General features: G+C 44.3%; 18 protein-coding genes. 7 read left to right on the top strand and 11 right to left on the bottom strand.

Features of this window, described 5'->3' with window-relative positions; all coding sequences use genetic code 11:
* Positions 1–203: 203 nt before the first annotated feature.
* The 7 genes from OO774_RS19365 to OO774_RS19335 all read right to left on the bottom strand — a co-directional run bounded on the left by OO774_RS19365 (position 204) and on the right by OO774_RS19335 (position 7,080).
* On the bottom strand, positions 204–1,049 hold the full coding sequence (locus OO774_RS19365; protein ID WP_264908488.1) for a mechanosensitive ion channel family protein: 846 nt from the start codon (positions 1,047–1,049) through the stop codon (positions 204–206).
* A 166-nt stretch (positions 1,050–1,215) separates the two neighbouring features.
* The gene (locus OO774_RS19360; RefSeq protein ID WP_264908486.1) at positions 1,216–2,556 is read right to left on the bottom strand and encodes an HlyD family type I secretion periplasmic adaptor subunit; all 1,341 of its coding nucleotides are present in this window, start codon (positions 2,554–2,556) and stop codon (positions 1,216–1,218) included.
* Positions 2,528–4,249, bottom strand: a complete 1,722-nt coding sequence (locus tag OO774_RS19355; protein WP_264908484.1) for a type I secretion system permease/ATPase — start codon at positions 4,247–4,249, stop codon at positions 2,528–2,530. Before OO774_RS19355 ends, OO774_RS19360 begins: the two co-directional genes overlap by 29 nt.
* 78 nt (positions 4,250–4,327) lie before the next feature.
* Positions 4,328–4,900 (bottom strand): calcium-binding protein, encoded by a 573-nt coding sequence (locus OO774_RS19350; RefSeq protein ID WP_264908482.1) that lies wholly within the window; start codon positions 4,898–4,900, stop codon positions 4,328–4,330.
* Between the two features lie 243 nt (positions 4,901–5,143).
* Entirely contained in the window at positions 5,144–5,788 is a 645-nt protein-coding gene (locus OO774_RS19345) for a LuxR C-terminal-related transcriptional regulator (RefSeq protein WP_269469179.1), read from the bottom strand.
* 239 nt (positions 5,789–6,027) lie between these two features.
* A complete protein-coding gene (locus tag OO774_RS19340; RefSeq protein ID WP_264908479.1) occupies positions 6,028–6,696 on the bottom strand; it encodes a LuxR C-terminal-related transcriptional regulator in 669 nt (222 codons plus the stop codon).
* A gap of 183 nt (positions 6,697–6,879) precedes the next feature.
* Positions 6,880–7,080: a restriction endonuclease subunit S gene (locus tag OO774_RS19335; RefSeq protein WP_264908477.1), complete on the bottom strand. Its 201-nt coding sequence runs from the start codon at positions 7,078–7,080 to the stop codon at positions 6,880–6,882.
* A 247-nt stretch (positions 7,081–7,327) separates the two neighbouring features.
* On the opposite strand from OO774_RS19335, the gene OO774_RS19330 reads away from it, so the two are divergent.
* Genes OO774_RS19330 through OO774_RS19305 form a run of 6 tightly spaced genes read left to right on the top strand, consistent with a single transcriptional unit; the run spans position 7,328 to position 14,333 of the window.
* Positions 7,328–8,284 (top strand): MoxR family ATPase, encoded by a 957-nt coding sequence (locus OO774_RS19330; RefSeq protein ID WP_014234903.1) that lies wholly within the window; start codon positions 7,328–7,330, stop codon positions 8,282–8,284.
* Positions 8,285–8,299: 15 nt separating this feature from the next.
* Positions 8,300–9,226 (top strand): DUF58 domain-containing protein, encoded by a 927-nt coding sequence (locus OO774_RS19325; protein WP_264908474.1) that lies wholly within the window; start codon positions 8,300–8,302, stop codon positions 9,224–9,226.
* A 28-nt stretch (positions 9,227–9,254) separates the two neighbouring features.
* Complete coding sequence (locus tag OO774_RS19320) at positions 9,255–9,731, top strand: DUF4381 domain-containing protein (protein ID WP_264908472.1); 477 nt, start codon at positions 9,255–9,257, stop codon at positions 9,729–9,731.
* On the top strand, positions 9,724–10,728 hold the full coding sequence (locus OO774_RS19315; RefSeq protein WP_264908470.1) for a VWA domain-containing protein: 1,005 nt from the start codon (positions 9,724–9,726) through the stop codon (positions 10,726–10,728). Before OO774_RS19320 ends, OO774_RS19315 begins: the two co-directional genes overlap by 8 nt.
* Entirely contained in the window at positions 10,721–12,682 is a 1,962-nt protein-coding gene (locus tag OO774_RS19310; RefSeq protein WP_264908468.1) for a VWA domain-containing protein, read from the top strand. Before OO774_RS19315 ends, OO774_RS19310 begins: the two co-directional genes overlap by 8 nt.
* 4 nt (positions 12,683–12,686) lie before the next feature.
* Entirely contained in the window at positions 12,687–14,333 is a 1,647-nt protein-coding gene (locus OO774_RS19305) for a BatD family protein (protein WP_264908466.1), read from the top strand.
* A gap of 340 nt (positions 14,334–14,673) precedes the next feature.
* Here OO774_RS19305 and pstB read toward each other — a convergent pair whose 3' ends face one another.
* From pstB to OO774_RS19285, 4 genes are all read right to left on the bottom strand, one after another.
* The gene (gene pstB / locus OO774_RS19300; protein WP_264908464.1) at positions 14,674–15,423 is read right to left on the bottom strand and encodes a phosphate ABC transporter ATP-binding protein PstB; all 750 of its coding nucleotides are present in this window, start codon (positions 15,421–15,423) and stop codon (positions 14,674–14,676) included.
* A 60-nt stretch (positions 15,424–15,483) separates the two neighbouring features.
* Positions 15,484–16,347, bottom strand: coding sequence for a phosphate ABC transporter permease PstA (gene pstA / locus OO774_RS19295; protein ID WP_264908463.1), 864 nt, complete (start codon positions 16,345–16,347; stop codon positions 15,484–15,486).
* A 22-nt stretch (positions 16,348–16,369) separates the two neighbouring features.
* Positions 16,370–17,302 (bottom strand): phosphate ABC transporter permease subunit PstC, encoded by a 933-nt coding sequence (gene pstC / locus OO774_RS19290; RefSeq protein WP_264908461.1) that lies wholly within the window; start codon positions 17,300–17,302, stop codon positions 16,370–16,372.
* Positions 17,303–17,402: 100 nt separating this feature from the next.
* Positions 17,403–18,224, bottom strand: a complete 822-nt coding sequence (locus OO774_RS19285) for a phosphate ABC transporter substrate-binding protein (protein WP_264908460.1) — start codon at positions 18,222–18,224, stop codon at positions 17,403–17,405.
* Between the two features lie 349 nt (positions 18,225–18,573).
* Between OO774_RS19285 and OO774_RS19280 the strand changes: the two genes are divergently transcribed.
* Complete coding sequence (locus tag OO774_RS19280; protein ID WP_264908458.1) at positions 18,574–20,217, top strand: methyl-accepting chemotaxis protein; 1,644 nt, start codon at positions 18,574–18,576, stop codon at positions 20,215–20,217.
* Positions 20,218–20,224 lie beyond the last annotated feature (7 nt).

Genomic DNA, 20,224 nt, shown 5'->3' with positions numbered 1-20,224 from the left:
CTCGTCTTCCTGAACAGCGACGAAGGAGCGTGATTCAGGATCTACTTTCCGCACTCTTTATGGTCAACGTTATTTCTTTAACTTCTCAGCACACTATTATTAGATTCCTAGCCTCGCTAGAGCTCGCTGGAATGACGCAGATAAAATTCGTTAAGCGATTGGAATTTCTCTCACCATAGCAGGTTATGCTTTATCTAAATGGGTTATTTGATATCTAGCGGAAAGCGTTGTTCATAAAGGCCCATAAAATCCTGACGAATCAGATGTTCCAAGTGATTCGCTTTGTCCGTTGGGCAAAAGATCATAACATGTACATTCTGCTCACCCGTTGCGTTACTGGAAATATGAATATGTGGCTCAGCACCTGGCAAGTCGACACCTGCATGCTTTTCTATCATCGCGTTATAACGATGTGCAACCTCACTGAAGTAGCTACAATGCGCCTCAATTTTCTCAGTTAATAGTGTCAACAATGGGTACAAGTTGACAAAATCTCTCACTACAATTGAGAAATTATGATAAACATAGCGCTTCATAAAATTCAGGTTCTTTACCGGATAAGTAAAAAACATGCTGTTTGGTAGGGTGGCGGTTTTCCCTGTGTAATGATATTGGCCATGATGAAGATCGATTTCTTGAATCACTGTGGCCATCATGTTGTGTTCGATCACCTCACCACATAATTTCCCCACTTCGATCCAGTCTCCCACTCGAAAAGAGCGTGAACTGGCACGCTGGATAGAACCGGTAAAACAAAGAATAATTTCTTTTGAAGCCACCACGATTGCAACCGCGATTGCAGTCACACTTAATGCAAACTCACTGATTTCAGACTGCCAAAGAATAAAAAGAAGCAGAAGGGTGACAATAAACGTGCCATTTTTCGTTCTCGACATCCAACTACGTTGCTTTTCAGACAGAAACGCATGATCACCACGAATCATAGAAAGAATAAACCGACGCGTTAACCACACGGCAATAAGAATTAACGTGGTAAATAGCATTTTATGGGTCAGTAGAAAACTGACGACCAACTGCACTTTTTCCATTATCAACTTCCTGCTATTGATAAATATTTCTCAGAACAGGCAACAATAGCAAAAATAACTCGAACTTGTCCGATTCAGCTTCTCTAAATGATACAAAAACACCAAGAATTCGATACAGATGAATCGAACCCTAAGTGTAGGGAAGTGAAAACGTCTTTTGGAGAATTTAATCTTCTCGAAAAGCTCTATTCATACTATCTGTGACTGGTCTAACTAGGTAACTGAGTGGAGTGCGCGGTTCAGATAGGATAAGCACTTCAGCGTTCATTCCCGAAGTTAAGTGATATCTAGCAACATCATCTTGAGAAACGGCAATTCTCGCTAGATAGAAATCTTCTTGATCTTGCTGTGTGAGCTTATCGGCAGAAATGGTAAGAACGGTGCCGTCTAACGGTGCTAAGTTTCTCGCGTTTAATGCAGTGACTCTGATTCGAGCTTGCTGACCTGGGTTAACTAAATCAATATCCTGAGGGTTGACTCTCGCTTCAACCAGTAACTGGTCATTTTGAGGCACCAGTTCTAACAGCGTTTCTCCTGAGCCGATCACACCTCTTTCTGTAAACACCTGCATGTTGACGACCCGGCCAGAGATTGGCGCTTTGATAGATGTTCTGGTTACCACATCCTGTGCAGAGCGATACTCTTCACGAATGCTGACGATTTCCTTTTGGGTATTTCTCAGCTCTTCAACGACTTCATTCAATCTTTGCAGCTTTAACTCTTCTACCTTAGACTGGTTTTCTTCTAGCTGTTTATTCACCGTAAGCGATTGTCGATCCAGTTGACTAAGCGTACTTCTCACTTCTGCGGCGAGACGCTTAAGCTGGAGTAAAGTGGATTTGCCCGAAAACCCTTTTTGGACTAAAGCTTGGTTACTCGTGATCTCTTCTTCTATAAAGTTTAACCTTTCTCTTTCAATCACTTTAGTCTGCTGAAGGTTTTGCAGCTCTAAGTTCGCACCGGAAATGCTTTGTTCAATAATCCCTAGCTGACTTTGAAAGTAACGCTGCCTGGCTTCAAAGATCTTACTTTGCACTAGTTGTGCTTCTCGAACGATTTCAACGCGAGGTAGATTATTAAGATCGTCCGACCAGACAATGGAAGGTAATTCATCCAATTCAGTACTCAACCGATTTTCCTTCGCTAAGGTATGAATAAACTGCCCGCTTAAGGAATCTAATCTAGCCATGGCCTGATGTTTAGACAATTGGATCAACGGCTGACCCTTTTGAACCAAGTCGCCTTCTTGAACAAACAACTTTTCAATGATACCGCCCTCTAAATGTTGAATAGCTTGTCGGTTACTCAGGACCGAGAAATCTCCATAGGCGATTGCTGCGCTTTCCAGCTTTGCTGTTGCCGCCCAAAAACCAACACCACCTAAAAAAACGCAAGTGGCTACAACGGCCAGCAAAATGGGCTTTTTGAAACTCAGCTGGAGCTCGGGAGAAAAGCGATAAACACTGTCAGTGGCTGATTTATTGACTGTTGGCAGTTGATTGCTCATTGGTCACCCTTGGTATATCCGTTTTATCTTTACCCATTATGCGTTTTAGTACTTCATCACGAGCGCCGTATAACTTAACTCTCCCATCCGACAAATAAAGTAACCGATCCATCTGCCTCAGCGTACTCGCATTATGCGCGATCACAATAATGCTCGTTCCTTGCTGTTTTAAGTGTGCAATCAAACGTTGAAACGCAGCCTCACCTTCGCCATCAAGGTTCGCATTCGCTTCATCAAATACGACTACAGAAGGTTCACCGTAAATTGCCCGTGCAAGTGCAACTCTCTGACGCTCTCCGCCAGACAAACCACGCCCACGTTCTCCGATAACAAAGTCATAGCCTTTGTTCTTTTTTAGTATCAAATCGTGGCATCCAGCGAGTTGCGCAGCACGAATAACTTTAGAGGGGTCTTCATCTTTAAAACGCGCAATGTTTTCTCTGATGGTTCCAGGGAACAGCTCAACTTCTTGCGCAAGATAACCGAAATGTGCACCACGATCTTCCGCCGCCCAGGTAGAGACCTCCATCCCATCGAGCGTAACTTTACCTGCAGAAGGTTTGATATTTCCGAGCATCAGCCGAGCCAATGTCGACTTGCCCGTTCCAGAGGGGCCAATCAGACCAACCGAAATCCCAGCGGGAATAGACAACGAAACTGCCGAAAGTACGGGTTCTGTTGCTCCAAAGTGTCGGTATGTTAGCCCAATGAGTTCGTAATTCCCTTGCGGTTTCGGCAATGGCATATCAGATTCATCGAACTTTAAAACGGCGTCAATATCCTTTAACCGTTGATAGGAGTTTCTGGCCGACATTGCGCCTCTCCAGGTGCCAATCGCTTGTTCCATCGGAGATAATGCCCTGCTCATAAGAATAGAGCTGGCGATCATGGCTCCCGCGGTAATTTCGTGCTGAATCACCAGCCAGGCACCACCACCAAGCAGTGCAACCTGCAGTGTACTACGAACAAATTTAGACAGATTACTGATGTAAATCGTTTTTCCTGCCACGCTCTCTTCCAACGAATTGACTTGACTCATGCGTGATTGCCATTTTTCTAAAAACGCATTCATCATGCCCATGGCAAGAATAGAATTAGAGTTTTGTGTCGCCAGTTCCGCGTCATTAATTTGGGAGAGGGCTTTAACCTCGCTCTCTTGTATTGTTTTTCTGGCTAAAGCCTCATTAAGAATCCCCAACCCCAAAAGCACAATCGATCCTACCAGAGCAATATGACCCAACAAAGGGTGTAACAAATAGACGAACAAGATGAAAAGCGGAGTCCAAGGCGCATCTAACAGAGGATAAGGCGCTTGACTGCTTAAAAAGCCTTTAATATTTTGAATATCTCTGAGCACTTGAGGCGTAAAGCTTGTGCCGGTAAGAGACTGATATTGGATACTGCGCTTAAGCATAAACACGGAAAGTTTCGTATCCATCCAGTATCCAAACGATTTACTCACCTGAGCACGGGCGATATCAATAATAGACATCGTAAAAAGCGCCGCCACGACAATGACACTAAGTAAAGCGAGTGTGTCTATTGAATATGATGAGAGGACACGGTTGTACACTTGCAACATGTACAAAGGTATAGAAAGAACAAGTAAGTTGATGAAGAGACTAAAACCAATTAGCAGCCCCATAAGCGCAAATAGTTTTTTCCGCACTTGTTTGAAAACTGTTTTCTGCACGATAACTTCCGTTTAATCGACAATGCAGGCGCTAGGCGACTTTGCCTAACGCCTGGATTGGCTGCCTATTTAAAATGTTTAGAAAACAAATAAATCTGCACCATGAGTGGTGATGTCTGTCTCAGTAATACCAACGAGCTTAACAGTTAAGTCAGCACCATCGGTAAAGATTGCATTACCCGCATTATCGTAACTAAAGCACAAGTCAGAGAAATCATTCACTGAACAGCTATTAATACGAATCAGATCTTCACCGATAGTAAAGTCAGCAACTTTTGCCTCACCGTGTCCATCATAATTATCGGTGAATACAAATACGTCATCGCCTTCCCCACCAACCATAAAGTTGTTACCAGAGCCAGCAACCAGTACGTCGTTGCCGGTGCTACCATTTAGCGTGTTATCGCCCTGCAACCCATAAAGGATATCATCCCCATGGCCACCAGCTAGGTAGTCATCACCTGTACCACCTCTGATAACATCGTTACCTGCGCCACCAACCAAGTGGTCATTACCGGCCCCGCCGATCAAGAGGTCATCGCCGCCGCCACCAACAAAAACATCATCTCCGTCATATCCAACGAACAGATCATCTCCACCTTCGAAATCAGAGATTACATCCGCTTCTGGTGTACCATAATAGTCAGTCATTTCTTCACTCCCTTTGTTTCGGCTTAACAATCGAGCACCTCTATTAATATTATCTCTATTGTATTCAGCCTGATTACATTGCTTACTCGTACTGCCACCGAAATTCTAGTAGGCAACTGCGTATGTAATAGTGTGAATAAGGAATGATATTTAAATCTAATACTAATTTAATATAAAACTATCGTATTAGTTTACTTAGTATGAGTTTCACCTCATATTTGACGACTTAATATCTCGCTAGAACTATAAATTCCGCTTTGCCCAATTCGTCGCTTGAGTTCTATTTTTTACATCTAACTTTCTAAAAATATTATATAGATGAGACTTAATAGTATGTTCGCTGATAAATAATGAATCAGCAATCTCCATGTTTGAGCCACCATCTTTTAATATTTTCAAAACTTGTATCTCGCGTCTAGTAAGTTCAACCTCGACCGTAGGTTCGACAATGGGTAAGGTTTCCTTTTCTTTGTAGTAACACACCATCTGCTCTAAAAGCCGACGAGGTAACCAGTTGTCCCCTTGCATGATGGCAATAACGCCTTGGCACACCATATCCATCGAATCCCGCGGACCAAAGATACCTTTTACCGCAGGCCAAGACGTGAGTTCTTCGACGTTGAGCTCGTGTCCCCGATTGATCATAATTGTACCTAGCACTTTACTACTATTTTTTAGGTGAGCTAAAGTGTCAAAGTTCATATCAACCGAAAAATCAACCAGTAAAAAATAACGAGTTGGAGTGCATTCATGATAACTCTGGTTCTTAGAATCTAAGATCGTTATTTTTGTTTCAGTATTTTTAGAAAGCATTTGCTTAAAGTTTTCACTTTGTAAGCTCTGCTTCGTTATCATTAGGACCTCAGGCTTTTCCATGTTCTGTTCCATAATGTTTCTCAAACTTTCATTGACTAAATACTCACTAATTAGTTGTGAGTCATTAGCTATCTAATTCATCCCTAAGTATTAAGAAATTAGATTACGGGTATTTTTATTTTTTTAAAATGACAAAACAGTTAAAAACTTAAACAAAAAAAGTGTTTCTCATAAAAGAAACACTTTTCTCATTATTTAAATTACGTTCAACAATATCCACAATTGAAATATTGGCATTAACTTTTATGGGTTTAAATAGGTATAGAATACTCAGAAATATTTTCCTTTGCCCAAATGAGTGCCTGAACTCTATTCTTTACTTCTATTTTTTTAAAGATGTTGTGCAAGTGAGTCTTCACGGTATTTTCACTAACAAACAACTGTTTAGCGATTTGTTGATTCGACGCTCCCATGGCAAGAAAAGTGATTATTTGCAGTTCTCTTTTAGTTAATATACTTGGGGCTTGTTTGTATACTGGCTTGCTGTTCTGACGAAGATGAGTAATGTATTGCTGAGAAAATTTACGGCTGAACCACATGTCACCCTGTAAGATCTTATCAATACCCGTTTGTAGCATTTGAACATCATCAGAAGTATAAAAAATGCCCACTAGCGTGTTCCAAAGAAAAAGCTCTTCCGTAGAGATCGCCCTATCGCAGTTAATCAGAATTTCTCGAATACCCGCAAACTCTGACTCTTTAAAGTTCCGGTATAGCAAAAGCGTTTCATCGGTCAGAATACTGAAGTCTAAGATAATGGCTGAAATGGGCTGATCTTGAAGCGATCGGCTAGTAAGGTTTTCGGGCGTTAGCAAAATAACGCTTATGCCGAGTTTGGTTTCCAAAACATCCTTCAATAAAGATGATTGTAAACTTCCCTCAGTAACTAAAATGATATTCCCTGTCGTGTGATACTCCATCCCGCAAACATTCCTCTAACCGTATAGATTGAACTGCACAATAGAGTTGGTTAGAGCGCAAATAATGTCAAGTATGAAAATGACTAATACGAGTCAACTAACATATTGATATAGAATGGTTTTATTCGTAAACAAACCAATAAGAATGAAAAAGGGAGTAAACACTCCCTTTAAGTCGTAAATTTAGTGAATTGGCACTGCATTCTTTTGGTTAAACTTGCCGAAATACTGTTCTAGAATCTCTGGCGTCAATTTGCCTTCTGCTTCTAGCTTTTTCAGTTCTGCGGCTATTGCCTTCTGCTCTTCTAGCGAAGGTAGCTTCACTTCTTCTTCCTGAGAGACCTCTTGGGAGATTTGCTCTAGCTCTTGTTCGAAATCATTCATAGTACTTACCTAAATATAACCATTGAACTTTTAACTCCCTCTATTCTATCCAAGTCTATCGCTTCACGCTACCAAGCATCTAATAAGGTCTAATACTCTGCTTTTCTCACCCACCATAAAGGCTTGTAAAACGAGTCAATGACCCAATATTGAAAAGATAGTTTTTAAGTTCGTACTGGGAACTTTTTCTACCAAGTAAATGACCAATACGGATAATCAACTCAAATGGATATCGAGAGTCCACATCATGCATAAATCTAACTTCGAAACGCTTCAACGATACCTCGAGTCTCAAATCATTGGCCAACAGGACTTGGTCAAACAATTGTTGATCGCCCTTCTTGCTGACGGACACATTTTGGTTGAAGGACCGCCAGGGCTGGCAAAAACCCGAGCCGTTAAATCACTCTCAGACTGCGTTGAAGGTGATTTCCACCGTATTCAGTTCACTCCCGATTTGCTGCCTGCCGATTTAACTGGTACGGATATCTTCCGACCAGAAACTGGAGAATTTACGTTTCAGTCTGGTCCTATCTTCAACTCACTCATTCTGGCCGACGAGATCAACCGTGCGCCCGCTAAAGTTCAGGCAGCCATGCTTGAAGCCATGGCCGAGAAACAAGTAACCGCCGGGCGCCACACCTATGCTTTGCCAGAACTATTCTTAGTCATGGCAACGCAGAACCCGATCGAACAAGAAGGGACTTACCCACTTCCGGAAGCCCAGTTAGACCGCTTTTTGTTGCATTTAGAAGTGAATTATCCGGATGCCGAACACGAACTGGCAATATTGCGTATCAACCGTGGGGAAGCAAAAGGCGAAGCCGCAATCGAACGTCCAAGTATCAGCCAACAAGATATCTTCACCGCGCGTAAAGAGGTGCTTGATATTCATATGGCAGAAACTATCGAGCAATACATCGTGCGTCTGGTGATGGCGACACGTCAAGCCAGCGAGTATGACAGCGAACTGGATAAGTGGTTAGCAATGGGTGTCAGCCCCCGAGCGACGATCGCGTTAGACCGATGTGCTCGAGCTCACGCTTGGCTCAAAGGGCGTGACTTTGTTTCACCAGAAGACGTACAGACCATGGCATACCCAGTGCTGCGTCACCGTTTGCTGCTGAGCTACCACGCACAAGCCGAAGGCATCAGTGCCAATCAAGTCATTGATAAGCTACTTAACCTTGTTGGCAGCGCATAAATATGGGTGAGTAATATGTCAGCAAAAGAGCCATTGCCACCTCATGCGAATGGGGTGACATTAACCTTAGAAGAACTGCTGCATCATCGGACCCAATCGATCCGATGGTTACCACCAGCGCAAAGTATTTGGTCACAGATGAGCGGTAGCCATACCAGTCGGCAGAAAGGTCGTGGTATGGACTTTATGGAAGTACGCCAATATCAGGCCGGAGATGACATTCGCAGTATTGATTGGCGCGTCACCGCACGCACGGGCAAAGCGCACACTAAATTGTTCGCTGAAGACAAAGAGCAAGCGGTGATTTTATACATCGACTTGAGTTCAAGTCTTTACTTTGGCTCAAAGTATGTACTGAAGTCCGTTCAACTGGCCCATTTTGCCAGTGTATTAATCTGGCTAACGCTGGCGAAGAAAGACCGCATTGGGGCTGTCATTGACGACGGGCATCAATGCCTGGAGTTTCGTCCGTCTTCCCTTCAAAAACAGGGCTTGCGTATCCTACATGCCATACTAAACATACATAATGAACAGCTGTCGCTCTTAGCAGAAAATGGAAGCCGTTCGATGCCTTATTCACAAGTATTCGAAACACTCCACACGCTCACACCTAAGGGCAGTGAGCTAATTTTGCTGAGTGATTTCTCACAAACGGGTGAAAAAGAGCTGACTCAATTGCGTCGGCTGAAACAACACAACTCTGTTCGAGCCATTCAGTTTTTTGACCCATTAGAAAAGGGAGAAACGGACTTTCGAGGACAAGTAAAAGCGTCTGATGGTCGTCGTAGTCAGTGGTTCAACTTTGGTTCCAAAGGAGAGAGAAGTGAGCTCGAATCGCACTTTGCAGCTCATCAGGAATCCATCAAACAACTATGCCATTCGATGGCGATTCCATTTAACAGCCTAACTAGTGGCTCTCCATTAATCCAGCAACTAAGCTAGCAGCCTTATTCTAATAGCAGTAATAACAATGACAACAAATAACCAAAGCTTAAACCTAGAACCTCTAATTTTACCTAATGCTCCCGATTGGTTGCCACTCGCTTGGGGGTGGTGGGCGCTGATGACAGGCATTGTGTTAACGATTTTGGGCGTATATCTCTATTTCAAATGGCGTACTAAGCGTCTGCTCGCCAAACGTACCGCACTGAAGCTTCTGACAAACTCAGTCTCGCCTCATACCCCTTCTTCTGCTTTAGAGATCTTACGTCAGGCAGCGTTGAGTTACTTTCCTCGCCAAGATATTGCACCGCTTACTGGCGCAGCTTGGTATGAATTTCTTGATTACCATACCGAAGAGAGTCGATTCTTAGATAAACAACAACAGTGGCAGGCCGCCTTGTATCAGAAATCCCCTCAGGGAGAGCACCAGGATTTAATTGAAGACTGTGTTTTTTGGGTCAGCCACGCTTTGCCACCGAAGAAAAAGGCCAACACCCGTGACTGAGCAAACCTTAGCAACCAGCCTTAGCCAATGGTTGAATATTGAATTTGTCTGGTGGTGGGCACTGATTTTACTGCCCCTACCCTTGCTTGTTTACAAGCTGCTGCCACAAGAAAGCCAGCAAGCAGAGATTAAACTAGCTTATTTGCCAGACAATACACACAGCAACAAGCCGAAACAAAAGCTGCAAAAAACCTTGTCCATTGCTATATGGACGTTATTAATCATCGCCTGTGCACGACCAGTTTGGTTTGGCGATCCAATAGAGTTTCAACCAAAATACCGAGACTTAATGCTGGTCGTTGACCTTTCAGGTTCAATGCAAAAAGAAGACATGAATTTGGACGGTGAGTTTACCGACCGGCTTACCGCTGTAAAAAAAGTCTTATCTGATTTCGTCGCGAAGCGTAAAGGCGATCGCTTAGGTGTTGTATTGTTTGGCAATCATGCCTATTTACAGACACCCCTTACCGCAGATCGACAAGCAGTCATACAACAGATCAATCAAACCGTTATTGGCTTAGTTGGGCAAAGCACCGCAATGGGTGACGGCATTGGTTTAGGCACCAAAACATTTGTCGATAGTAACGCACCTCAGCGAGTGATGGTTTTGCTCAGTGACGGCGGAAATACCGCAGGCGTATTGGACCCTATTGAGGCGGCAGAAATCGCTAAGAAATACAACGCGACGATTTATACCGTGGGCGTGGGTGCCGGTGAAATGATGGTCAAAGAGTTTTTTATGACTCGAAAAGTCGATACCGCAGCCGATCTCGATGAAAAGACGCTGACCAAAATTGCCGAAGTCACGGGTGGTCAATATTTCCGCGCCAGAGATGCCGAGCAGCTTGAGGCCATCTACGAAACGATTAATCAATTAGAACCTGTCTCTAGCGACACCCAAACGTGGCGCCCTCAATCCGAATGGTTCCGCTACCCGTTAAGTGCTGCATTGGGACTGTCCGTGTTGTTATTCTTGCTAAGGAGAAAACATGGCTGAGTTTATTTTCCTCCACCCGCTTTGGCTTATTGGCCTGATCGCTATCCCCATCGCGCTCACTGTGAATAAGAAATTGACGGGCAAAAGATCGGCACTTATTGCTCCTCACTTAGCGAAAGTGTTAGGGAATTCAGCGCAATCAAAGCACTACTTTGCTCTTTGGGGGATCTCATGGGCGTTAGCTTGCATTGCACTGGCTGGGCCAAGTTGGCAATCGAATCAACGACCAAGCTTCAAGTTGAGTCAGAATCGTATCTTAGTGCTCGATATGTCTCGCTCCATGTACGCGACAGATATCAAGCCAAACCGCTTAGCACAAACACGCTATAAGGCACTGGATTTACTACCGAACTGGAAAGAAGGCTCTACAGGGCTTATCGCCTACGCTGGTGATGCGTATAACTTGAGTCCTCTCACGACAGACTCAAACACGTTAGCTGGCATTATCGAGAACTTATCCCCTGACTTGATGCCTTTTCAAGGATCTAATCTGCCATCTGCAATTCAGTTGGCGTTAAATCAGTTTTCGCAAGCAGGAACCAATCAAGGTGACATTATTGTATTAGCCGATGATCTTGAGGATTCTGAACTAACCAACTCACTTAACCTGCTAAAAGGTAAAAAATTCCGTGTATCTGTCCTTGCAATAGGCACAGCAAATGGTGCACCGATTACGCTACCGAGTGGCTCCCAGCTCAAGAACAATCAAGGGGCAACGGTAATCGCGAAAACCAATTTAAAAAACCTACAGAAGCTTGCTAATGAAACGGATGGCCTGTTTATCCCGATTCAATATAGCAATCGTGATGTGGAATCCATCGCCTCTTTTACCAATAATTCCGGTAATAACTTTTCAGCGAAACAAAACGACGAAGTGCAAACTGGATCGAGAATGAATAATGGTTTTTGGTTATTGCCGTTACTGTTACTTCCTGCGGCTTTGCTTTTCCGTCGCGGCGTCATTTGGCTATTTATCGCCGGACTTACGCCAATGACCTGGACTGTTAAGGTTGAAGCAAACCCATTCTTAAATGAAAACCAGCAAGGTGCCGAGCTCTATCAACAAGGCGAATTTGAGAAGGCCAAAAGCGTGTTTACCGATCCAAATTGGAAAGGTGCAGCGAGTTACCAAAGCGGAGATTATGAAATGGCAATCAAAGCGTTTTCTGACAATCCATCATTTGAAGGGCGTTATAACCTCGCTAATTCTCTGGCGAAAAATGGTCAGCTCGAAGAAGCCGCGGACCTATACAAAGAATTGATCAAAGAAAAACCGGATTTCGACTCAGCGAAGAAAAACCTCTCGGTAGTAGAGGAGAAACTGAAGCAACAGCAGCAACAGCAGCAACAGCAGCAACAGCAGCAACAGCAGCAACAGCAGCAACAGCAGCAACAGCAGCAACAGCAGCAACAGCAGCAACAGCAGCAACAGCAGCAACAGCAGCAACAGCAGCAACAGCAGCAACAGCAGCAACAGCAGCAACAGCAGCAACAGCAGCAACAGCAGCAACAGCAGCAACAGCAGCAACAGCAGCAACAGCAGCAACAGCAGCAACAGCAGCAACAGCAGCAACAGCAGCAACAGCAGCAACAGCAGCAACAGCAGCAACAGCAGCAACAGCAGCAACAGCAGCAACAGCAGCAACAGTCTCAAAACGATCAGGATCAAGAGCAAGGACAACAGTCACAAAACCAGCAAGATTCTGAAAAGAAGCAAGAAAACCAAAAAAGTGAACCAGAACGCAACCATCAAAAAGACGACAATACGTCTGAGGAAGACGGTCAGCCGATGAAGGTACAGGCTCAACCAGACCAATCACAGCAGGATGATCCTGAATTCCGCCGTCTGGAAGCAGTAGAAAGCGCGCGAGATCCAAGCTTTCTGATTCGTGCACAAATGCAGCTGCAAGCGCAGCAAAAACAACGTCCGCAACAATCGCAAAAGGAGTGGTAAGCCTGTGATGAAAAAAGGCGTAATGCTGGTCTTTATTTTTTTGACCAGCCTGTTATTGAGTATGTCGGCAACGGCTCAAAATCTCGAAGCAAGTGTCAACAAAACTCAAGCCGTGAAAAACGAAGTCATCAACCTGAGAATCATGGCTGACACGGAGTTGAGTTCCGATGCGATCGATTTCAGTGTATTAGATAAAGACTTTTTCTTAGGGCAACCTCGCTATGGCCGATCCAGCAATAATATTAATGGGCGTAAATATTTACGTACCGAGTGGAGCATTTCTATCGCTCCGATGAAAGAAGGGGTGTTAACCATTCCTAGCTTTAGCGTGGACGGAATGAGTACTGAACCAATTAAATTGCGAGTAACCGCGAGTCAAACGGAACCTGATCTCGACGATCTGTTCAACTTCTCAATGAGCGTCGACAACCATACTTTATATCCGCAGCAATCGGCGAACCTGCGTATGCAGCTTATTATCAAGGCAGATACTCGTCGCTTGGACAACCCTAAGATCATTCCTCCCAGCATTGAAGGGATGAAACTCGAACCCGTTGGAGAAATGCAACAAGGTCAGCAAGTCATGGCTGGGCTTGAAGTGACGGTTGTAGAGCAATCTTTTCGTTTGACCGCGGATACTGCCGGCACTTACACGTTAAATGGTCCACAGCTGACAGGTTCGTACATTTACGGTGATAGCCTGACGGGTTCGACCAAGGTCATGCCAATCAAAACCAACATTGAACAAATGCCGATTACGGTCAAAGCCATTCCTGCGGAGTTTCAGGGGAAATGGTTGCCTGCCTCAGCGTTAGAGATGACGCAAAGTTGGCAAGACGACGAGGGTAACAAGTTATCGCCAAATGAACTGAATAAAGTAAAGCAAGGCTCTTCCATCACTCGCACTATTCAAATCAAGGCGCGTGGAACCCAAGCAGAGTTCTTACCTCGCATTGATATGGATTACCCAACGTCACTGCGTGTGTACCCAGAACAACCGCAGTTTGCAACAACGCGTGATGGCACGCTGGCCATGACAGTGAAACAAGTGATCATACCAACAGAAGTAGGCACTTTTACTCTGCCTGGCTATACCCTTAACTGGTGGAACAGTAGCCAGGACGCAGCCAAACAGGCAACACTATCGGCCATTGAGCTGGATGTAGAACAAAGTGATATGGGCTTGATCACCTTGCCAGAAACGACTCTGCCACAAGCGCCAGCAACGACAGAATCCCCGGTTCCTCAAAGTGGCGTCAGTGAACTATGGCGAGTGCTCACTTTTGTCTTTGCAGGACTGTGGGTAATAACATCCATCATCACGGTTGTGGTTTGGAAAAAGCGTCCGCAAGAAAGTAAAAATCGAGAGATAAATTCGCAAACTCAGCTAAACGTTGACGGACTTAAGGCTGTTATCAAGCAAGGCGATGCTGCCAAAATCGAAAGAGCCATTAACGAATATTTAGATGCAAACCGTGAATCGTTGAATTCAGAAGTCGTGGAAGCAGTAAAACACGATCTTGAAGTGATGAATCAGGCTCGTTTCAGCGCTCAACAACAGCCTTGGAGCTCAGATTCCCTGCTGGCCAATATCAGCAAGTTGTCCAAGACGAAAAGAACTCAATCTAATCCTCAGCTTGAAAAACTATAAAAAAAAGCCCCTCGTAAAGAGGGGCAAAGTTACCATCGCTTATAGTTATGTATTTATGCCAATATATATACCCAAATGACTTCAAGATGCCGGATTCAGAGCGTTGTCACTGATGCTAGTTCAAGGAAAATAACGCAGCGGAATAGCAAGCTCTTTCCAAGTTATTTGACGCAGAAATTGTGTCAGTGACACGCTCCCGAAGGGCGAGTTGTCTTGACTCACAGTCTTTGTTAACGATTTTTGATTTAGAACCACTAGATCTTCAAATCGTTGCCGCGTCTGAGAGCCAAGTCATTCTCGCTGAACCAAGCATCTCGAGGTTATTTGGGTATACTGTTGATTAACCAAAGTCACCGTTTACGTAACCTTGAGTTCGGTCATCTTGTGGGTTGCTGAAGATCACTTGCGTCTCGTTATGCTCAACCAGTTCACCCATAAGGAAGAATGCAGTACGGTCAGAGATACGACGCGCCTGTTGCATTGAGTGGGTTACGATAACGATGGTGTAGTCCTTCTTCAACTCTTCCATCAGTTCTTCAATTTTGTGTGTCGCAATTGGGTCCAGTGCCGATGTTGGCTCATCCATTAGGATTACATCCGGTTCCATTGCAATTGTACGAGCGATACACAGACGCTGTTGCTGACCACCAGAAAGCCCAAATGCATGCGACTTAAGACGATCTTTCACTTCATCCCAAAGTGCTGCGCCACGAAGTGAACGTTCAACCACTTCATCAATGTGCTTTTTGTCTTTCACGCCTTGAGCACGTAAGCCGTAAGCCACGTTCTCGTAAATGCTCATTGGGAATGGGTTCGGTTTTTGGAATACCATACCGACTTTGATACGAAGATCCGCGACATCAATGTTGCCGTAAATGTCTTCGCCATCCATTGCCAGTTTTCCGGTGATCTTAACGCCTTCGATAAGATCGTTCATGCGGTTCAAACAACGTAGCAATGTTGACTTACCACAGCCTGACGGGCCGATAAGCGCCGTTACCTGGCGAACAGGAATAGGCAGGTGAATGGATTTCAGTGCTTGGTTTTCGCCGTAGAATAGGTCTAGGTTTTCAATGTCAAACTTGTTCATGTTCTTAATCTCTTAAATCTTGAATTCGTGTCTTTTAACGTGCGTTCTTAATTTATTTAGTTAGTAAGTTGCGGTGTTAAAACGTCTTGCAATCAGTTTAGTTACCATGTTGATCAAAAGCACAACCACGATAAGTACTGTTGCGGTACCGTATGCCTGATTCCATTCTTCAACGGTAAACAGTTCGGTAGTTAGTTTGTATAGGTGAACGGTTAACGTACGACCTGAATCGAATAGAGAATCAGGAATACGAGCCACCATACCTGCTGTCAAAAATACTGGAGCAGACTCACCAATGACACGACCAATACTTAGAATGACCGAGGTTAAGATACCTGGCATTGCGCTCGGAAGAATCAAACGCCAGATAGTGTAAATTTTAGAAGCGCCAAGGCCGTAAGAACCTTCACGATACGTTTGTGGTACTGCCATTAGTGCTTCTTCCGTTGTACGGATGATAACGGGCAGAATCAGAATACTTAGTGTCAGTGCGCCCGATAGAATCGAGAAACCAAGACCAAGAATGGCCACGAAGAAAGTCATACCAAACAGGCCGAAGATAATCGACGGGATACCTGCCAGGGATTCGGTACAGAATCGAATCACTTTCACCAAGCGGCTGCCCACTTTTGCGTATTCAGTCAGGTAAATTGCCGTCATGATACCCAATGGTGCTGCTACTGCGATTGATGCGATAACCATGTAGATGGTTGACACAATCATCGGGAAGATACCGTGCTCATCACCGGTACGTGTGTAGTCGTCAGTAATGAAGTTCCAGTCTACGTGTTGTAGACCGTTTGATAGGATGTACCAGATAATCCAGAACAAAAAACCTACCGTTAATCCAGCCGAGATCCAAACGAAAGCGTTAAAGACGTTATCTTTGAACTGGCGAGCTTGTTTTAATTTTGCGCGATCCATAATTGTCACCATTAACGAGCGATTACTTCGCTTTTTCTCGGTTTAGGTAAAGAAGTACAGCGTTCAACGTCATGATGAAGACCAGCAGTACCACACCTGTAGCGTAAAGTGCGTTTGCGTGAACACCACTTGCGTAAGACATTTCAATCGCAATGTTCGCCGTTAGTGTACGTGCAGAGTCCAGAATGCCTTCTGGCATAGCTGGTGCGTTACCCATTACCATGATGATTGCCATCGTCTCGCCTAAAGCACGACCGATACCAAGAATCACACCCGTCATAATTCCTGAACGAGCCGCAGGCACAAGTAATTTGAAGATGGTGTAAATCTTTGAAGCGCCAAGTGCCAGTGAACCTTCTTTGTATGCGCGAGGTACAGCACGGATAGAGGTTTCAGAGACCGTAATAACCGTCGGTAGAATCATCACACCAAGAACGATGATACCGGCAAGAATCGTGTTACCTGCTGGCACGTTGAAGATATTTTGAATCAATGGAACGATGATAACCAAACCAAAGAAGCCATAAACCACCGAAGGGATCCCCGCCAACAGCTCTACAGCCGGACGAATGACGTCAGCTAAACGCTTAGGCGCGATTTCAGCGATAAAGATTGCAGTCAAAACACCAACCGGAACACCGACCATTACCGCGCCAGCGGTTGAAACGATGGAGGCCACAATCATGGTTGCTACGCCGTAAAGCGCAGGTGGGAGCCAGTTTTGACCTAAAACGATGCCCGAAACCCCAACTTCTTGAAAGGCGGGAATACTTTCTCGAACAATAAAGTAGGCAATTACTGCTAATGATACGATGCCGATAACGGCACTGGTGAGAAACAAGCTGTGGAAGATACGCTCTTTCCAGTCAATGCTACGTTTTTCTCGTAGTCGTGGCTTGCTGATAGCTTTAGCGTCAGTATTCATAAGCTTTTCACTATTTGTCGCGATGGTCATTTTAAAATCTCACGGTTCTGGGCAATGGCCAGTGAACACTATGGATAGAAAGGCTCAGCCCTAAACGGCGGGCTGAGCAAATTTAAGCGTCTCGATGGGATTAGTGAACTGAGATGTAACCGTTTTGGTCAACTAGCTTTTGAGCATCTTCAGTTAGCATCCAATCTAGGAATTTTTGCGTTTCAGCAGATGGCTTGCCTTCTTTGTAAAGAACAAGGAAAGGACGAGCTACTTTGTAAGAACCGTTCTTAACGTTAGCCACTGTCGCATCTACGCTGTCGATTGCTAGCGCGTGAACTGTGTTGTCAACAGTACCTAGAGAGATGTAGCCGATTGCGTATGGGTTAGAAGCAACCATCGTTTTTAGAGCACCGTTACCGTTAGCAACTTGCGCACGTTGAGAGATTGCAGAAACTTTCTTACCAGAAACTTTCATTTTAAGAGACATGATGTCTTCGAATGCACCACGAGTACCAGAAGCAGTGTCACGAGTGATAGCTACGATTGGCTTGTCTTCACCGCCCACTTCTTTCCAGTTTGATACTTCACCCTTGTAGATAGAAGTTACTTGTTCCGCAGTAAGACCTTTTAGGTTGTTCTGTGGGTTAACGACAACCGCGATACCGTCGCGTGCAACCACTTCTTCAATAAGCGTTGCTTCTTTTTCAGAGTCTTTCAGGTTACGAGAAGACATACCTAGGTCAGCCGAACCATTTTTTGCTGCTTTAACACCAGCAGAAGAACCAGGACCCTGAACTTCGATAAATACTTCTGGGTTTGTCTTCATGTACGTTTCAGAGAAAACTTCCATCAGTGGAGTTACGCTGCTAGAACCCACTGCAGAGATAGTTTCTTTAGCAGAAACAGGAGTCACTGCCATTGCGCCTAGAAGTGCGATTGCACCGATTACTGTCTTTTTCATCACAATTTCCTTAAAGTGGCTTTATTGCCGTTGTGTTTCACTTGAACGGTGCTCACTTTAGAACTCGAATGTGACAGTTGTGTTTCACTTAGTTGAAGCCTCTATGACACATTACCTATCCAGCATGGAAATTGACCGATTAATCTGACGCTTACACATTTCCTCTCTATTCATTTTTACCACTTACTTACATTTCCCTTACAACTTGCATAGCCAATTAAAATTTAAACGTTTTTTATAACTACAGACCATAAGGATATAACTCTAACCTATTGATTTAAAAAAGAGATTGATTAGAATTCAAATCTAGAATAAAACACATAATAATTCATTCAGTTTGAGGGTAATCATGCGTCAATTTTTAAGCACGCTATCTATTAAATTACAGGTCTTTTTGCCTGTTTTGTTTACTGTTATTTTACTTGTTATAGGACTCACTGTCGGAATAAATAAGTTAGATCAAGCATTTAATAAGGTTTCAGTATCCACTCAAAGTCTTATCGTTCATAAAGATGAACTGAGCGCCATTGTCGATAATACCTATGCGATGCGCATTAAAGCCATTTACAGCCTTTTTCAAGCCGAGGATGTGCAATCGTTAAATCAAGAGTTATCGCAAAGACAAACAGAAAGCCGTGAATTCTTAGATTCCATTAATGATCTGCCTGGAGTTCAGTCAGAAGTCACCGCCATGCGAGAAGCAATGAACCATTATGTTGATTTCACACGTATCACCATGACGCCATTACTTGCTCAAAAGCACGCAAGTCAAACCACCACAGCTAGCTTTGATCAAAAATTCGAAATTGCCATGGAAAATTATCGAGTCGCGGGCGAGGAAATGATTACCGCTATTGATACCCTGTCTGAAAAGCTGAATCAGACTGTAATGAGCGACGTCCAAGCCAACGGAAAGGTGCATTCTGACACCTTGGCTCACAGTGCAATATCCATTGCAATTATTCTGTTAGCCGCATCCTTGATTAGTTGGATCTTAGCCAACTATATTGTGACTCCAATTCGTAACTTGCAAAACACCATGCGTGAGGTCGCGAAAGGAAACCTGTTAGTTACCGCTGAAGAAATCGGAAAAAACGAAGTATCCCAACTTTCTCATGATGTGAACCAGACTATCGTTCAGCTGCGTAGCACCGTAGGCTCACTGGTTCGTATCAGCGAAGATGTCGCTTCTGCTTCCACCGAGCTTGCAACGGTCATGACCCAGAGCAGTGCCAATTCCGATCAAGAAAAGCAGGAAGTCGAACAAGTGGCTTCTGCGATCAATCAAATGGAGTCTGCAGCGACAGAAGTTTCCAATAATGCTCAACTCGCAGACGGCGCTTCGACAGAGGCTAGACAGATCGCAACAGAAAGCTTAAACATGTTCGAAGAGAGTACTCGAGCAAGCGCGAAAATGGCCGAGCAGCTTAATGCAGCCGCAGTGGTTGTCACTTCATTAAAAGAACAATCTGAGCAAATTGGCCGTGTCATTGACGTTATTGAAGGCATTTCTGAGCAAACGAATTTGCTGGCTCTCAACGCAGCAATAGAAGCGGCTCGCGCAGGTGAAAGTGGTCGTGGCTTTGCTGTTGTGGCAGATGAAGTGCGTATGCTCGCGGCCAGAACTCAAGAATCCACCAAAGAAATCCAGGTCATCATTGAGGAGCTTCAGCAACAATCAGGGACAGCAAATGAAAGCATGCACTCTAGCCTGGCTATGTTGAAAGACAACCAAGCCATCGCAGAACAAGTCAGCCTTTCACTCAATAATATCAGTCAGTCTATTTCTGATTTGAATGCCATGAATACCCAGGTAGCCACAGCCTCAGAAGAGCAAAAGCAGGTCACTACAGACATCAACAATAACTTGTCAAACATCTATCAGCTGGTCAGCGAGAACGTTACAGGCATTACTCAATCAGCAGCTGCCGCGCAAGAACTGTCTGGCTTGGCAGAAAAACAGCAGCAGGAACTGAAGCAATTCCAGATTTAGTCACTTG

It is taken from the genome of Vibrio sp. STUT-A11, assembly GCF_026000435.1.
GTDB lineage: Bacteria > Pseudomonadota > Gammaproteobacteria > Enterobacterales > Vibrionaceae > Vibrio.
Note: the sequence above shows the minus strand (reverse complement) of the source record. Positions and strands in the feature narration are given on the sequence as shown.

Coding starts and splice junctions, on each gene's coding strand:
- pstC (WP_264908461.1), bottom strand. CDS start 17,302: ATGACCATCGCGACAAATAGTGAAAAGCTTATGAATACTGACGCTAAA.
- OO774_RS19320 (WP_264908472.1), top strand. CDS start 9,255: ATGACAACAAATAACCAAAGCTTAAACCTAGAACCTCTAATTTTACCT.
- OO774_RS19285 (WP_264908460.1), bottom strand. CDS start 18,224: ATGAAAAAGACAGTAATCGGTGCAATCGCACTTCTAGGCGCAATGGCA.
- OO774_RS19335 (WP_264908477.1), bottom strand. CDS start 7,080: ATGAATGATTTCGAACAAGAGCTAGAGCAAATCTCCCAAGAGGTCTCT.
- OO774_RS19360 (WP_264908486.1), bottom strand. CDS start 2,556: ATGAGCAATCAACTGCCAACAGTCAATAAATCAGCCACTGACAGTGTT.
- OO774_RS19350 (WP_264908482.1), bottom strand. CDS start 4,900: ATGACTGACTATTATGGTACACCAGAAGCGGATGTAATCTCTGATTTC.
- pstB (WP_264908464.1), bottom strand. CDS start 15,423: ATGAACAAGTTTGACATTGAAAACCTAGACCTATTCTACGGCGAAAAC.
- OO774_RS19310 (WP_264908468.1), top strand. CDS start 10,721: ATGGCTGAGTTTATTTTCCTCCACCCGCTTTGGCTTATTGGCCTGATC.
- pstA (WP_264908463.1), bottom strand. CDS start 16,347: ATGGATCGCGCAAAATTAAAACAAGCTCGCCAGTTCAAAGATAACGTC.
- OO774_RS19340 (WP_264908479.1), bottom strand. CDS start 6,696: ATGGAGTATCACACGACAGGGAATATCATTTTAGTTACTGAGGGAAGT.
- OO774_RS19325 (WP_264908474.1), top strand. CDS start 8,300: ATGTCAGCAAAAGAGCCATTGCCACCTCATGCGAATGGGGTGACATTA.
- OO774_RS19280 (WP_264908458.1), top strand. CDS start 18,574: ATGCGTCAATTTTTAAGCACGCTATCTATTAAATTACAGGTCTTTTTG.
- OO774_RS19330 (WP_014234903.1), top strand. CDS start 7,328: ATGCATAAATCTAACTTCGAAACGCTTCAACGATACCTCGAGTCTCAA.
- OO774_RS19365 (WP_264908488.1), bottom strand. CDS start 1,049: ATGGAAAAAGTGCAGTTGGTCGTCAGTTTTCTACTGACCCATAAAATG.
- OO774_RS19345 (WP_269469179.1), bottom strand. CDS start 5,788: ATGGAACAGAACATGGAAAAGCCTGAGGTCCTAATGATAACGAAGCAG.